The 13,651-nt window shown below is 66.3% G+C and carries 13 protein-coding genes; 6 read left to right on the top strand and 7 right to left on the bottom strand.

The features are described 5' to 3' along the window. Nucleotides 1-28: 28 nt before the first annotated feature. Nucleotides 29-379, top strand: a complete 351-nt coding sequence (locus tag AWB70_RS09120) for a DUF3088 domain-containing protein (protein WP_053571988.1) — start codon at nt 29-31, stop codon at nt 377-379. A gap of 53 nt (nt 380-432) precedes the next feature. On the opposite strand, the gene AWB70_RS09115 is transcribed toward AWB70_RS09120, so the two are convergent. After that, entirely contained in the window at nt 433-1,422 is a 990-nt protein-coding gene (locus AWB70_RS09115; protein ID WP_053571989.1) for a sulfonate ABC transporter substrate-binding protein, read from the bottom strand. Between the two features lie 266 nt (nt 1,423-1,688). Here AWB70_RS09115 and AWB70_RS09110 point away from each other — a divergent pair, with 266 nt between their 5' ends. The 5 genes from AWB70_RS09110 (at nt 1,689) to AWB70_RS09090 (ending at nt 5,734) form a co-directional block, all read left to right on the top strand. After that, a complete protein-coding gene (locus tag AWB70_RS09110; protein ID WP_053571990.1) occupies nt 1,689-2,510 on the top strand; it encodes an ABC transporter substrate-binding protein in 822 nt (273 codons plus the stop codon). A 32-nt stretch (nt 2,511-2,542) separates the two neighbouring features. Further along, entirely contained in the window at nt 2,543-3,274 is a 732-nt protein-coding gene (locus AWB70_RS09105) for an amino acid ABC transporter permease (RefSeq protein ID WP_053572153.1), read from the top strand. Continuing rightward, the gene (locus AWB70_RS09100) at nt 3,271-4,011 is read left to right on the top strand and encodes an amino acid ABC transporter permease (RefSeq protein WP_053571991.1); all 741 of its coding nucleotides are present in this window, start codon (nt 3,271-3,273) and stop codon (nt 4,009-4,011) included. The genes AWB70_RS09105 and AWB70_RS09100 overlap by 4 nt, the downstream gene beginning before the upstream one ends. 55 nt (nt 4,012-4,066) lie before the next feature. Then, nucleotides 4,067-4,327 (top strand): hypothetical protein, encoded by a 261-nt coding sequence (locus AWB70_RS09095; protein ID WP_053571992.1) that lies wholly within the window; start codon nt 4,067-4,069, stop codon nt 4,325-4,327. A gap of 81 nt (nt 4,328-4,408) precedes the next feature. Then, entirely contained in the window at nt 4,409-5,734 is a 1,326-nt protein-coding gene (locus tag AWB70_RS09090) for an LLM class flavin-dependent oxidoreductase (RefSeq protein ID WP_053571993.1), read from the top strand. A 19-nt stretch (nt 5,735-5,753) separates the two neighbouring features. Here AWB70_RS09090 and AWB70_RS09085 read toward each other — a convergent pair whose 3' ends face one another. The 6 genes from AWB70_RS09085 to AWB70_RS09060 all read right to left on the bottom strand — a co-directional run bounded on the left by AWB70_RS09085 (nt 5,754) and on the right by AWB70_RS09060 (nt 13,642). Beyond that, on the bottom strand, nt 5,754-6,929 hold the full coding sequence (locus AWB70_RS09085) for an acyl-CoA dehydrogenase family protein (RefSeq protein ID WP_053571994.1): 1,176 nt from the start codon (nt 6,927-6,929) through the stop codon (nt 5,754-5,756). A 100-nt stretch (nt 6,930-7,029) separates the two neighbouring features. Continuing rightward, nucleotides 7,030-7,920: an ABC transporter permease gene (locus AWB70_RS09080; RefSeq protein ID WP_053571995.1), complete on the bottom strand. Its 891-nt coding sequence runs from the start codon at nt 7,918-7,920 to the stop codon at nt 7,030-7,032. Then, nucleotides 7,917-8,909, bottom strand: a complete 993-nt coding sequence (locus AWB70_RS09075; RefSeq protein WP_053571996.1) for an ABC transporter permease — start codon at nt 8,907-8,909, stop codon at nt 7,917-7,919. Before AWB70_RS09075 ends, AWB70_RS09080 begins: the two co-directional genes overlap by 4 nt. Nucleotides 8,910-8,914: 5 nt before the next feature. Further along, nucleotides 8,915-10,630 carry an ABC transporter substrate-binding protein gene (locus AWB70_RS09070; RefSeq protein WP_053571997.1) on the bottom strand — a complete coding sequence of 572 codons (1,716 nt, stop codon included), beginning with the start codon at nt 10,628-10,630 and terminating at the stop codon, nt 8,915-8,917. Then, entirely contained in the window at nt 10,572-12,260 is a 1,689-nt protein-coding gene (locus tag AWB70_RS09065) for an ABC transporter ATP-binding protein (RefSeq protein WP_053571998.1), read from the bottom strand. Before AWB70_RS09065 ends, AWB70_RS09070 begins: the two co-directional genes overlap by 59 nt. Beyond that, nucleotides 12,257-13,642, bottom strand: a complete 1,386-nt coding sequence (locus tag AWB70_RS09060; protein ID WP_053571999.1) for an LLM class flavin-dependent oxidoreductase — start codon at nt 13,640-13,642, stop codon at nt 12,257-12,259. The genes AWB70_RS09065 and AWB70_RS09060 overlap by 4 nt, the downstream gene beginning before the upstream one ends. Between the last annotated feature and the right edge of the window lie 9 nt (nt 13,643-13,651).

Here is a 13,651-nt window from a genome sequence, read left to right as displayed (position 1 = left end):
TGCCGTCTCAACCACGCACGCACCCATCATGACCCAACGCGATTTGCTGATCCTGCTGGAACCCGGCTTCACCGATCCGAAGCGTCCCGGCGAAGTGTTCATCTGTCCCGACGGCGCGCCGATCGAAGCGCTGCTCGCGAGCGATCCCGCGCGGGCGGCGCGGCTCGATATCCGTCGCGTGCCGTTCGAGCGTCCGCGGCGCGCGGCCATCGAAGCGCTGAGCGAAGCGCATCAAAGCCTGCCCGTGCTGGTGTTCGGCGGCGATTTCCCCGCACCGCCCGATGCGAACAGCCTGGGCGAGAAACGCTTTATCACCGATACGCGCCGCATCCTCGCGTCGCTTGCGGAGCGGCACGGCTTTCCCAAGCTGCATGACTGAGCATCCATAGCGAAACGGGGCCGGCGCGCCGGCCGTGCCCGCCGGCTCGATGCTCAGGCCAGATTGGGCGGCGCGGCCTTCAGCACATCGACGTGTTTCGGTATGAGCCCGAGCTCGACGAAGGTATCGGCGATCTGCTGCTGCTCCCCGATGATGGATCGCGTGATGGCTTCGGTGCCGAACACCTGCCGGCTCACGGCGAGATCCACGACGGGTTTGGGCAGGCCCCAGAGACGCGCCAGTTCGCTCGCGAGTTCATCGGGATGCTGCCTGCCCCACTGATCGACCGCCTTGATCTCCTCGATGACGATACGGATCACGTCCGCGTTTTTCGCCACATAGTCCTGCGACGAAAAATAATAGGCGCGGTTGCCGACGACACCGCTTGCATCGGCCACCACGCGCGCGTTCAGGGACGTCTGCGCGGCGGAAAAGTACGGGTCCCAGATGACCCATGCATCGATCGAGCCGCGCTCGAACGCGGCGCGCGCATCGGCCGGCGCGAGAAACGCGAGTTCGACATCGCGATACTGAAGGCCGTGCTGACGCAGCAGCTTGACGAGAAAGTAATGGACGTTGCTGCCCTTGTTGAGCGCGACGCGCTTGCCCTTCAGATCCGCCACCGTCCTGACCGATGATTGCGCCGGGACCAGCACGGCTTCGGACTTCGGCCGCAAAGGCGTGGCCGCGACATAGACGAGCGGCGCGCCGGCGGCTTGCGCGAAGATCGGCGGCGCTTCGCCCACGTCGCCGAAATCGATCGACCCGACATTGAGCGCTTCGAGTTGCACCGGTCCGGCGGAGAACTCGGTCCAGCTCACCGAGACGTTGAGCGGCGCGAGCCGCTTCTCCAGCGTTGCGCGGCCCTTGAGCAGATTCAGATAGCCTTTCTGATTGCCGATGCGCAGCACGCGCGGCTGTGCCTGGCCGCCCGGCTGCGCGAACGAGGCGGGCACGGCGGCGAGCGCGGCGGCGCCGGCTGCCGCGCGCACCGACAAGGACAGGAACGCGCGGCGCTCGGTGAGACTGCTTCTTTTGGACATGGCGGAAATCGAGGTCGATGAAAGCTTCCGATGCTAAGGCCCGCCAGCGTTGCGGCCAACGTAGCGATGCGCATAACGCTATCGCGGGTTGCGTCATATCCTTGTGCGTGCGGCGGCTGTGTGCGCATGCGGCTAAATCGCCGCGCCTTCTTTCTACGTGACGAATACTTCGTTCCCTCCGGCACGCCGCGCCGATAGAGTGCGAGCCTCGCCATCGTGCCGGCGCTTCGCGGCACGGAGCGGCGCAACGAACAAGGAACTCACCAATGAAAATCAAGACCTGGGGCGCGGTGCTCGCAGCACTGCTGGTCGTGGCGTCGAATGCCGCGCATGCGGACCGGCTGGACGACATCAAAAAGGCGGGCGTGCTGCGCGTCGCGGCATTCGACAGCAACCCGCCATTCGGTTTCGTCGATCCGAAGGACAATCAGATCGTCGGTCTCGATGTCGACTATGCGCGCGCCGTGGCGAAGAGCCTGGGCGTCAAGCTGGAAGTGCAGCCGACCAATCCGGCCAATCGCATCGCGTTCCTGAAGTCGGGCAAGGTCGATCTCGTGTTCGCGAACTTCACGATCACGGACGAGCGCAGGAAAGAAGTCGATTTCAGCACGCCGTACTTCGCATCGGGCACGCAGTTCATCGCGAAGAAGGGCGTGCTCAAGTCGCCCGATCAGATCAACAGCCTGCGCATCGGCGCGGACAAGGGCACGACCAACGAGCAGCAGGTGCGCGCGAAATACCCCAACGCGACCATTGTCGCTTACGACGACACGCCCTTTGCGTTCGCCGCGCTGCGCACCGGCAACGTGCAGGCGATCACGCAGGACGGACCGAAGCTCGTCGCGCTGCTCGCGCGCGTGCCGGACAAGGCCAGCTACGAGATTCCCGCGTTCACGATCTCGAACGACTATGAAGGCGTCGGCGTGCCGAAGGGCGAGACGCGCCTGCTCGATGCCGTGAACGGCACGCTGACGCGGCTCGAAGCGGACGGCGAGGCCACGCGCATCTACGACAAATGGTTCGGGCCGACGAGCGCCGCGCCGCTGCCGCGCCTGTTCAAGATCGGCGATCCGCAAAAGAACGGTTGAGCTTCGCCGTTTCCGATTCATGCCGATCGATCATGCAGAACTGGCTTGAGCCGAAATATCTCGCGTGGCTGGAGCAGGGCTTCGTCGTCACGCTGATGCTCTCCGCCTGCGCGGGATGCTGCGCGACGCTGCTCGGCTTCGCGCTGGCCGTCGCGCGCACGGCGCGCCATGCCGTGCTCGCGCGCGCTGCGGCGTCGTATGTGTTCGTGTTTCGCAATTCGCCGTTGCTCGTGCAATTGCTGTTCTGGTATTTCGGCGCGGCGGCCTTGCTTCCGGCCGAGTGGATGACCTGGCTCAACACGCCGCATGCCATGACACTCGGACCGCTCGCGTTGCGCTGGCCGAGCTTCGAACTGTTCGCCGGCTGGATCGGATTGACGTGCTACACGACGGCGTTCATCGGCGAGGAGTTTCGCGCGGGAATGCGCGGCGTGAGCGTGGCGCAGGAGCAGGCCGCCGCCGCGCTCGGCATGAGCCGCTTCGCCGCGCTGCGCCACGTGATTCTTCCGCAGGCGCTGCGCATCGCGACGCCACCGCTCGCGGGGCAGTACATGAATCTGGTGAAGAACTCGTCGCTCACCATGGCCATCGGCGTCGCGGAGCTGTCATACATGTCGCGTCAGGTCGATACGGAAAGCTTCAGGACCTTTCAGGCCTTCGGCACGGCGACGGTGTTCTACGTGCTGACCATCGCGGCGATCGAGGCGGCGCTGGCCGTATGGCAACGCACGGGCGTGCGCGCCTTGCGGCGAGGGCACGCATGAGCGGCATCGACTGGCTTTCCTCGCTGCGCTATCTGTTGCTGGGCGCGTTCCCTTCCGGGCCGCTTGGCGGCGTCGCGCTGACGGTGGCGCTCTCGGCCGCCTCCGCGCTGCTCGCCGCGCTTCTCGGGCTCGCGGGCGGTATCGCGCTCGCCATGACACGCGGCGTCGCGCATCTCCTGCTGACGGCGCTCGTCGCGTTCTTTCGCGCCATTCCAGTATTGATGCTGATCTTCTGGACCTTCTTCCTGATGCCGATTCTGCTGCACGTGAACGTGCCGGGACTCGCCACCGTCGTGTGCGCGCTGTCGCTGATCGGCGGCGCGTACCTCTCGCATTCCGTGCATGCCGGCATCGTTTCGATCGGCGCGGGGCAGTGGCAGGCGGCGCTGTCGCTCGGACTCACGCGCTGGCAGGCGCTGCGCGACGTGGTGCTGCCGCAGGCCGTGCGCGTGATGATGCCGTCGTTCGTGAATCAATGGGTGTCGCTCATCAAGGACACGTCGCTCGCGTATATCGTCGGCGTGCCGGAATTCACGTTCCTCGCGAACCAGCTCAACAACCGGCTCATGGTCTATCCGGCGCAGATTTTTCTGTTCGTCGGCTTCGTCTATCTGATGCTGTGCGGCGCGGTGCAAGGGCTCGCCTACGTGCTGCTCGCGCGCGGCAAGCGCGAGCCTTTGCGAGCGGCATCGAAGCGTGCCATCCATGCAATGCATCGCAGAAAAGCTCGTTTGTGAAACAGACGGCGGCGGCCTAGATTGAGAGGCATCGTCTCTTTCCAGGCATCGACTCATGGCGCAATTCCTGACGCATTACTGGCGCACCCTGCACCACAACTTCGAGCAGTCCCGCGAGCGCCGCTTTCTGCGCGAAGCCCGGCGCGCGATGAACGCATGCGCGTGCGATGCGCCGCGCGCCAAGACCTTGAGCCGCGAAGAGGCGAGCCGCGCGGAGCGGCTCGAATCCATCGCCCTGTTTGCGCAGGCGGGCTATTTCAACATGGGCCATGCGGTCGATCTGTTTCAGCCGCCGGTCGAGCCGCCGCCTTTCTGACACCCCGGAACGCGTGATCCGAGCAGCTTTTCGCGACTTGCAGTACCTTGGCGCGACCTGCCTCTTTCCCATGCCGATGCGATGCCACATTCCCGACAACTCCATCTCGGCGCGTTCATGCGCCCGGTCAGCCTGCATACCGGCGCATGGCGCTACCCCGGTGCGTATCCCGACGCCAACTTCAACTTCAGGCACCTCAAGCGCTTCGTGCAGACGCTGGAGCGGGCATGCTTCGACGCCTTCTTCATGGCGGATCATCTCGCCGTGCTCAACATGCCGGTGGATGCGCTCAAGCGCAGTCATACGGCGACGTCGTTCGAGCCGTTCACGCTGCTGTCCGCGCTCGCATCGGTGACGGAGCGCATCGGACTGATCGCCACGGCGTCGACCACGTTCGACGAGCCGTATCACATCGCGCGGCGCTTTGCGTCGCTCGATCATCTGAGCGACGGGCGCGCGGGCTGGAATCTCGTCACGACATCGAATCCCGACGCCGCGCTGAACTTCGGCCGCGATGAACACATGGAGCACGACGAGCGCTATCGCCGCGCGCGCGAGTTCTACGATGTGGTCACGGGCCTGTGGGACAGTTGGGCCGACGACGCCTTCGTGCGCGACACGGAAAGCGGCCTCTTCTTCGACCCGGACAGGCTGCGCGTGCTCGATCACAAAGGTCCGTATCTCTCGGTGCGCGGGCCGCTGAACATCGCGCGGCCGGTGCAGGGCTGGCCGGTCGTGGTGCAGGCGGGTTCGTCGGAGGCGGGCAGGCAGCTTGCCGCCGCCACCGCCGACGCGGTCTTCACCGCGCAGCCGAATCTCGCGGCGGGCAAGCGCTTTTATGCGGATGTCAAAGGCCGCATGGAAAGCTTCGGCCGCGCGCGCGATCATCTGAAGATTCTGCCCGGCGCATTCGTCGTGGTGGGCGATTCGCGCGACGAAGCGCGGGAGAAGCGCGCCTTGCTCGACACCTTCGTGCACGACGACAGCGGCTTCGCGTCGCTATCGATCGCGCTCGGCCACGATGTCTCGTCGTTCGATCCGGATGGCCCGCTCCCCGATATTCCCGAGACCAACGCGAGCAAGAGCGCGCGCGAACGCGTGATCGAGATGGCGCGCACGGAAGGGCTCACGGTCCGTCAACTGGCGCAGCGCGTCGGCGGATATTCCGGGTTGCAGATGGTCGGAACCGCGGCGGATATCGCCGACGAAATGCAGCAATGGCTCGTCGAAGAAAGCAGCGACGGGTTCAACGTGATGTTTCCTTTCCTGCCCGAAGGCCTCGACGATTTCGCGACGAAGGTCGTGCCCGAGTTGCAGCGGCGCGGCATCTTCCGGCAGGCCTACGAGGGCGCGACCTTGCGGGAGCATTTCGGCCTCCCGCGACCGGCGAATCGCTTCTTCGCATAGCGATGAGAGGCGGGCCTTCTCACGAGTAGAACGACGGCTTCGGAATCCGTTCGTTGAGCGCCCAGTCGCCCAGCTCGCGCACCTTGTAGTCGAGCGGATCGTGCAGCGTGTGCACGCGCACGTTGCGCCAGAAGCGGTCCAGACGCAGGGCCGCCGTGGTCGAACGCGCGCCCGTCACTTCGAACATGCGATGGGCGACGTCCAGCCCCGCGCGCGCCGCGGCCACCTTCGACGCCGCCACGGCGACGGCCACTTCGCCGCGCTCGTTTTCGGTGAGGGCGAGGCCGCGAAGCCAGGCGCCGTCGAACGCCTGCATCGCGCGTTCGACGAGCAGGCGAGCGCCTTCCAGCGCGATCCAGAAATCGCCGTAATTCGCGAGCACGTAAGGATCGTCGGCGGGACGCTCGGCTTGCGAGGCGATCCACGGCCGCGTCTGCGCGAGCGTCGCTTCGCGCGCCGCCTGCAAGGCGCCTTCGCCGATGCCGAGGTAGATATGGCTCAGGATCGACTGCGCGAGCAGCGGCCGCAGCGTGGCGAACGGGCTGGAAAGCGGTCCCGGCTGAAGCAATAGTTCGTCCCTCGCGATCGGCACGCGCTCGAACACCACCGTGCCGCTGTCGGTCTGACGCTGCCCCATGTTGTCCCAGTCGTCGAGCACGGCAATGCCCGCGCGATTCGTCGGTGTCACGCCGATGAGCAGACGCCCGTCGCCGTCGAACGCGGAGGCGAGCAGCCGGTCCGAATCGCGTGCGCCGGAACAGAAACTCTTGCGGCCATCAAAGACATAGCCGCCGGCGCCATCGGGCAGGGCGCGCGTGCTCTTGTCGAGCGGATTGAGCGCGTTGCCCCAGAACCAGCCCTGCGTGACCGTTTCGCCGAGCCACGCGCGATTCTGCGCGTCGCTGCCGAAGAGGCGGATCGTCGCCAGTTGCAGATGATGAAACGCGAACAGATGCGCAAGCGAGCTATCCACCCGCGCCATGCGCCGCACGACATCGAGCGTGACCGACCACGGCGCGCCGTCGCCGCCATGCTCGACCGGCACCGAAAGGCGCAGCAGACCGCTCTCGCGCAGCAGGTGGCGCTCGTGAAAGGCGGTGCCGCCGGTCTTGTCGCGCGCGGCGGCGGTTTGCGCCCATTCGCGCAGCACCGCTTCCAGCGGCTCGTTCCACGGGGCGTCCTGGGTGCGGCTCATTGCGGTGTCTCCTGTCGGTGTGGGTGCCTTGCGCGTTGCGCGGTATGAAGCAGTTTCGCCCATTGCGGGCCATCGCGTCGAGCGCGGCAAGGCGCGGCGCTCAAGGCCGCGATCCTTCGAGCGCTACGGGCCGCGAAGCCGCATCGGCGCGTCGATGTCTCGAGAGGCGCGGATTGAACGCCGCATGCAACGCATCGCTCAGCAGATTGAGCGCCAGCACCGTGAGGGCGATCGCCGAGCCGGGCACCGCGATCATGTACCACGCGGTGCGCAGCGCTTCGCGCCCGGTGCCGACCATCGAGCCCCAGCTCACCACGTTCGGATCGCCCAGCCCGAGGAACGACAGCGCCGCTTCGGACAGAATCGCGTTGGCGACGAGCAGCGCGGTCGAAACGAGGATCGGCGTCAGCGCATTCGGCAGGATTTCGATGAAGATCAGATGCGCATTGCTCGCGCCGAGCGCCACGCTCGCGCGCACGAACTCGCGCTCGCGCAGCACGATGAATTCGCCGCGCGTGAGCCGCGCAATGCCGGGCCACGCGGTCACGCCGAGCGCGAACACGATCGTCGAAAGAGAAGGCGTGAGAATCGCGACGAGAATGATGGCGAGCAGAAACGGCGGCACCGTCTGGAAGAACTCGGTGATCGCCATCAAGGTCTGGTCGATGAGGCCGCCGAAGTAGCCCGCGATGCCGCCGATCAGCACGCCGAGCACGAGCGCGATGACCGCGACCGTCGCGCCCACGTACAGCGAGACGCGCGCGCCGTGGAACAGTCCGGCGAGCAGGTCGCGCCCCATCAGGTCGGTGCCGAGCGGGTACGCGCCATCGGCGCCGGGCCATTGATAGGGCGCGGCGACCATGTCGAGCGGATCGCCGGGAAAGAGCCAGTTGGCCGACAGCGCCGCGGCGAGCGCCAGCGCGAGCAGGATCACGCCGGCGAGCGCGGACGGCTGGCGCAGGAAATGAAGCAGGAAGCGGAGCAGCTTCATTGTCTCGACCTCGTGCGGGGATCGACGATGCCGTAAAGCAGATCGACGATCAGATTGAGCAGGACCACCAGCATGGCCGAGAGCAGCAGCACGCCGACGAGCAGATTGACGTCGCGGCTCTTGATGGCCTCGAACGACAGTTGCCCGAGCCCCGGCCAGCCGAACACCGTCTCGACGATCACCGAGCCGCCGATCAGCGCGCTGCCCTGCAGGCCGAGCATCGTGAGCACGGGCAGCACCGCGTGGCGCAGCGCGTGATGCGTCGTCACGTACCACGGCCGGCCGCCTTTCGCGCGCGCGGTGCGGATGAAGTCTTCCTGCAGCGTTTCGATCATCGAGGCCCGCGCGAGCCGCGCGAAGATGGCGACGTAGTACAGCACGAGAGTCGCGGCGGGCAGCACGAGATGGCGCAGATGATCGAAGAGGCGCGCTGCGCCGCGATGCGCGACGTTGGTGTCGGCGATACCGCCTATCGGCAGCCATTCGAGATGCACGCCGAAGACCACGATCAGCATCAGCGCGGTCCAGAACATGGGCGCGGAATAGCCGATGGTCGCGAGCGTAGACACGAGCGTATCGACGAAACCATGCGGCCTGCGCGCGGCAAGCACGCCGAGCAGAAGCCCGAGGCTCACGGAGACGGCGAGCGCCGTGCCGATCAGCGCGAGCGTGGCGGGCAGGCGCGCGAGAATCAGCGTCGCGACCGGTTCGCCGAAGCGGAACGAAAAGCCGAGATCGAGCCGCAGCGCGTGTTCGACGTAGTGCAGCAGTTGCCACGCGACGCCCTGATCCAGCCCGTAAGCCGCGCGCAACTGCGCCACGTATTGCGGCGACACGTTGCCGCTCTCGCTCGCGATGACATCGACGAGATCGCCGGGCATCAGCTTGAGCAGCACGAAGTTGAGCACGGTGGTGCCAACGAGCACGAGCACGAGCTGAATGAGCCTATGCGCGATCCTGCGCCCCGCGAGCGCCGATGTGATCCGCATGACGGTCACGCCTGGTCGAACCAGACGCGCGCGAAGTTGGCGCGCGAATGGCTGGCGGTGTCGGTGACGTTGCGCAGGTTCTTCGCCCAGACGCCGAACCAGCGGAACTCGAACAGATTGATGAGCGACAGGTCGCGTTGCGCGATCTTCTGCAACTGCGCGTACAGCTCGCGCCGCCTGGCCGGGTCGGTTTCCGTCTGCGCCGCTTCGATCACGCGGTCCATTTCGGGGCTCGCGTAGCCGGATGCGTTGAACCACGGCGTGCCGTTGGAGGCCGCCTTCGACCAGTAATGCTGCTCGATGCCGATCTGCGGATCGAGCCCGTCCGTGCCCCAGCTGCTGATGAGCTGGAAGTTGTAGTCGGTGAAGACGTTCTTGATCCACGTCGGCAGGTCTTGCCCGCGCAGATTCACGTCGATGCCCACGCGGCGCAGCGCCTGACGCACGAATTCGCCGGTGCGGCGGTAGTCGTCGCCATAGGGAATGAAATCGTGATCGATTTTGAAGCGCCAGCCGTCCGCCTTCTTCGGGAAGCCCGCCTGGTCGAGCAATGCTTCCGCGCGCTTCGGATCGTACGGATACTGTTGCGTATCCGGCGTGTAGAACGCCTTGACGAGCGACGATTCCGGCCCCGTCGCGGGCACCGCGTAGCCGCCCCAGACGGTCTTGACCAGCACGTCGCGGTTGATCGCGTGCGCGATGGCCTGACGCACTTCGAGCTTGCCGAGGATCGGATCGCGCAGATTGGGTTCGAGCCAGAGCCACGCCGCATAGCCGTTATAGCCTTCGCGCGAGACGACGAGATTCGGCAGCTTCGCGAGCCGGTCCGCATCCGCGAACGTCACCGGATTGCGCTCGCCGTATTGCGCCGCGCCGGTTTCGAGCGCGGTGGCGCGGCCCGAGACGTCCGGCGTGATCTTCCATGTGATGCGGTCGAGATAGGGCTGGCCGGGCGCCCAGTATTTATCGAAACGGTCCAGCACGATACGGTCGCCGCGCGCCCATTCGGTGAACTTGAACGGACCCGTGCCGACCGGCTTGTTGTTGTACGGATTGTTGCGGATGTCCGTGTTCTCGTAGAGATGCTTCGGCAGGATCGGCGTGCCGAGCGAATCGAGAATGCCAAAGGTCGCGGGCGTCGATTTCGACAGATGCAGCACGACCGTATGCGCGTCCGGCGTATCGATCTTCGTCAGGTATTGAAGCACGCGGCGCGATGCCGGACTGATCTTGAGCCACACTTCCTCAGCGGAGAACTTGACGTCGGCGGAGGTGAAGGGCTGGCCGTCGTGCCACAGCGCATTGCGCCGCAGCCTGAAGGTCCACGCGAGGCCGTCTTGCGAGACGTTCCAGCTTTCGGCGAGCTGCGGGCGGGGCTTCAGGTCGGGACCGTACTCGACGAGGCCATCGAATACCTTGCTCGCCACTGCGCCGATCATCGTCGCGGAGTTGACGAAGAACGCCAGCGTCGGCGGTTCCGGATGGATCACCGCCGTGAGCGTGCCGCCGCGTTTCGCGCCGTTCAGCGTGACCGGCGTCGCCTCGGTCGCGGCCCATGCGTTGCCGCTGAACACGAACGGCGTCGCCGCGCCCGCGAGCAGCGCGCCCGCGCCCTTGAGCAGTCTGCGCCGTTTCAGATCGGCAACCGCCGCGCCCAGCGGATCATCGCGGAACAGAAGTGGCGAGGTTGAAGTCGGCTGTGGCTTGCTCTTGTAAGTCACGATCAATTTTCCTTGTGTTGAATGACGATGACGGCACCGCGTCGATCAATGCGCGCGTGTAGTCGTGTTGCGGCGCGGTCCAGATGGAGGCGTGATCGCCGCTTTCGACGATGCGTCCGGCCTGCATCACGAGCACGCGATCGGCGATATAGCGGACCACCGACAGGTCGTGCGAGATGAACAGCAGCGCGAGGCCGAGCTCGTGCTTGAGATCCGCGAGCAGGTCGAGAATCTGCGCCTGAATGGAGACATCGAGCGCGGACACGGGCTCGTCGCAGATGACGAGTTCCGGCCTGAGCACCAGCGCCCGCGCGATGCCGATGCGTTGCCGCTGCCCGCCGGAGAACTCGTGCGGATAGCGCCGCAGCGCGGCTTGCGGCAGCCCGACCGCATCGACGATGCGGCGAATCCGCTCGTGCCGTTCGCGCCGGTTCGAGACGCCGTGAATGGCGAGCGCATGACCGAGCGTGCGTTCGACCGTATGACGCGGATTGAGCGAGCCGTACGGGTCCTGAAAGATCATCTGCACGCGCCTTCGATACGGCCGCAACGCGCGCCTTGCGCGATGCGCGACGTCTTCGCCGTCGAACACGATGCTGCCGCCCGTGGGCTCGACGAGCCGCGTCAACGCGCGCGAAAGCGAGGACTTGCCGCATCCGGATTCGCCGACGAGACCCACGGTTTCGCCCGCGCGAATCGCGAAGCTCACGCCGTCCACGGCGCGCACGCCGTGATAGTCGACGCGCACGTCGCGGGCCTCCAGCAGCACGCGGGCGTGCGTGGCGGCGGCAGGGCGCGGCGGCGTGCGCGGCGCGTCCGTGAGCCGCGCGTCGCGGTAATGCAGCCCCGCGCCGAAGTTCAGCGACGCGCCGAGCAGCGCGCGCGTGTAGGGCTGCGATGGCTGCGCGAAGAGTTGCGCGCCCGGCGCTTCCTCGACTTTCGCGCCGTCCTTCATGACGACCACGCGATCCGCCCAGCGCCCGACCACGCCGAGATCGTGCGTGATGAGCAGCACGGCCATCGACAGTTCGCGCCGCAGGCTGTCGATGAGGCCCAGAATCTGCGCCTGGATGGTGACGTCGAGCGCGGTGGTCGGCTCGTCGGCGATCAGGAGGCCGGGCCGGCAGGCGACCGCGATGGCGATCATCACGCGCTGGCGCTGCCCGCCCGATAGCTGATGCGGATAGTGCGCGAAGCGGCGTCCCGGCTCGGGCAGCCGCACGAGTTCGAGCAGGTCGAGCGCTTCCTTGCGCGCGGCCTGCGCGGACATCGGCCGATGCAGCGTCAGCGCTTCGGCGACCTGTTTGCCGATGGGCTGAAGCGGGTTCAGCGAGGTCATCGGCTCCTGAAAGATCATGCTGATGCGATTGCCCCGCAGCGCGCTCCAGTCGCGTTCGCTTCGCCCGAAAAGCGGCTGGCCCTCGAAGCGGATTGCGCCCTGCACATGCGCCTGGCGGGGCAGGAGGCCCATCGTCGCAAGGGCGATGGTGGATTTGCCGCTGCCGGATTCGCCGACGAGCGCGACGATCTCGCCGCGGGCCATCGTCAGATCGAAAGGCCGAACCGCCGCATGCCCGCCGAAGGACACGCTCAACCGGTCGATGTGCAGCAGCGGCGTCGCGGCGCTCATATCGGCTGCCCGGACAGATCGCGGAACCCCGCGGCCGTGTGGCTCGCGCCGAGCCGCGCGCCGCCGCCGAAGAGCTTTTCGCGCAGCGTGCCCTCCGCATACGCCGTCTTGTAGATGCCGCGCGACTGCAGTTCGGGAATGACGAGATCGATGAAATCCTCGTAGCTTTCCGGCGTCACCGTGCGCGTGAGATTGAAGCCGTCGATGCCGGCTTCATCGACCCAGGATTGCAGCGCATCGGCCACCTGACCCGGATCGCCGACGAGGGTCGTGTAGCGTCCGCCCAGCTGCATCTGTTCGAGCAGATGCCGCACGGTGACGCCGCGCTTGCCGTCGGTCACGCGCTGCACCGACGATTCGATGCCGCGCCCCTTGTGGCCGCCGGGCGGCGCGATTTCGTCGTCCAGCGCATAGGTCGAATAGTCGATGCCGCTGCCCGCCGCGAAGTGCGCGAGGCCCGCTTCGGGGCTGGCATGGCGCGCGTACTCGGCGAACTTCTCTTCGGCCTCGCGCTGCGTGCGGCCCACGATCACGGTGATGCCCATGATGATCTTCAGATCGCCCGCATCGCGCCCGGCTGCGACGGCTTGCGCGCGCAGCGCGTCGACCAGCTTGCGCGTGCCTTCCTTGCTCTGGCTCGACACGAACACGCATTCGGCGTGACGCACGGCAAAGGCCTGGCCGCGCCCCGACGATCCCGCCTGAAAGAGCACCGGCGTGCGCTGCGGCGACGGCTCGCACAGGTGATAGCCTTCGACGTCGTAATAGCGGCCGTGATGATGCAGCTTGCGGACTTTCGCAGGATCGGCGAACACGCGCGCTTCGCGGTCGCGCAACACCGCGTCGTCCTGCCAGCTTCCTTCCCACAGCTTGTAGAGCACGTCGAGATATTCGTCGGCGCGGTCGTAGCGCTCGTCGTGCGCGCTCATCCCGGTAGCTCCCATCGCGCGCGCGGCGCTGTCGAGATAACCCGTCACGATGTTCCAGCCGATGCGGCCTTCGGTCAGATGATCGAGCGTCGAGAAACGCCGCGCGAGCAGATAGGGCGCTTCATACGTGAGATTCACCGTGATGCCGAAGCCGAGGTTCTGCGTCGCGGCGGCCATCGCGGAGACGAGCATCATCGGGTCGTTGACCGGCAATTGCACCGACTCCTTCAGCGTGACATCGACCGATTGCCCATAGATGTCGTACACGCCGACGATGTCCGCGATGAACAGCCCGTCGAACAGGCCGCGTTCGAGCAGCTTCGCGAGACCGGTCCAGTACGAGAGCTTGCGGTAGTCCGTCGAACGATCGCGCGGATGGGTCCAGAGGCCATGATTGATATGGCCGACGCAGTTCATGTTGAACGCGTTCAGAATGATGTGCTTCTTGCTCATGGAAGGGCC

It is taken from the genome of Caballeronia cordobensis (genome assembly GCF_001544575.2).
Classification (GTDB): domain Bacteria; phylum Pseudomonadota; class Gammaproteobacteria; order Burkholderiales; family Burkholderiaceae; genus Caballeronia; species Caballeronia cordobensis.
This window is presented reverse-complemented; position numbering and strand designations above follow the sequence as displayed.

Excerpts from the sequence above, each read along its gene's own strand:
- AWB70_RS09120 (WP_053571988.1), top strand. The coding sequence starts at position 29 with ATGACCCAACGCGATTTGCTGATCCTGCTGGAACCCGGCTTCACCGAT.
- AWB70_RS09115 (WP_053571989.1), bottom strand. The coding sequence starts at position 1,422 with ATGTCCAAAAGAAGCAGTCTCACCGAGCGCCGCGCGTTCCTGTCCTTG.
- AWB70_RS09110 (WP_053571990.1), top strand. The coding sequence starts at position 1,689 with ATGAAAATCAAGACCTGGGGCGCGGTGCTCGCAGCACTGCTGGTCGTG.
- AWB70_RS09105 (WP_053572153.1), top strand. The coding sequence starts at position 2,543 with ATGCAGAACTGGCTTGAGCCGAAATATCTCGCGTGGCTGGAGCAGGGC.
- AWB70_RS09100 (WP_053571991.1), top strand. The coding sequence starts at position 3,271 with ATGAGCGGCATCGACTGGCTTTCCTCGCTGCGCTATCTGTTGCTGGGC.
- AWB70_RS09095 (WP_053571992.1), top strand. The coding sequence starts at position 4,067 with ATGGCGCAATTCCTGACGCATTACTGGCGCACCCTGCACCACAACTTC.
- AWB70_RS09090 (WP_053571993.1), top strand. The coding sequence starts at position 4,409 with ATGCCACATTCCCGACAACTCCATCTCGGCGCGTTCATGCGCCCGGTC.
- AWB70_RS09085 (WP_053571994.1), bottom strand. The coding sequence starts at position 6,929 with ATGAGCCGCACCCAGGACGCCCCGTGGAACGAGCCGCTGGAAGCGGTG.
- AWB70_RS09080 (WP_053571995.1), bottom strand. The coding sequence starts at position 7,920 with ATGAAGCTGCTCCGCTTCCTGCTTCATTTCCTGCGCCAGCCGTCCGCG.
- AWB70_RS09075 (WP_053571996.1), bottom strand. The coding sequence starts at position 8,909 with ATGCGGATCACATCGGCGCTCGCGGGGCGCAGGATCGCGCATAGGCTC.
- AWB70_RS09065 (WP_053571998.1), bottom strand. The coding sequence starts at position 12,260 with ATGAGCGCCGCGACGCCGCTGCTGCACATCGACCGGTTGAGCGTGTCC.
- AWB70_RS09060 (WP_053571999.1), bottom strand. The coding sequence starts at position 13,642 with ATGAGCAAGAAGCACATCATTCTGAACGCGTTCAACATGAACTGCGTC.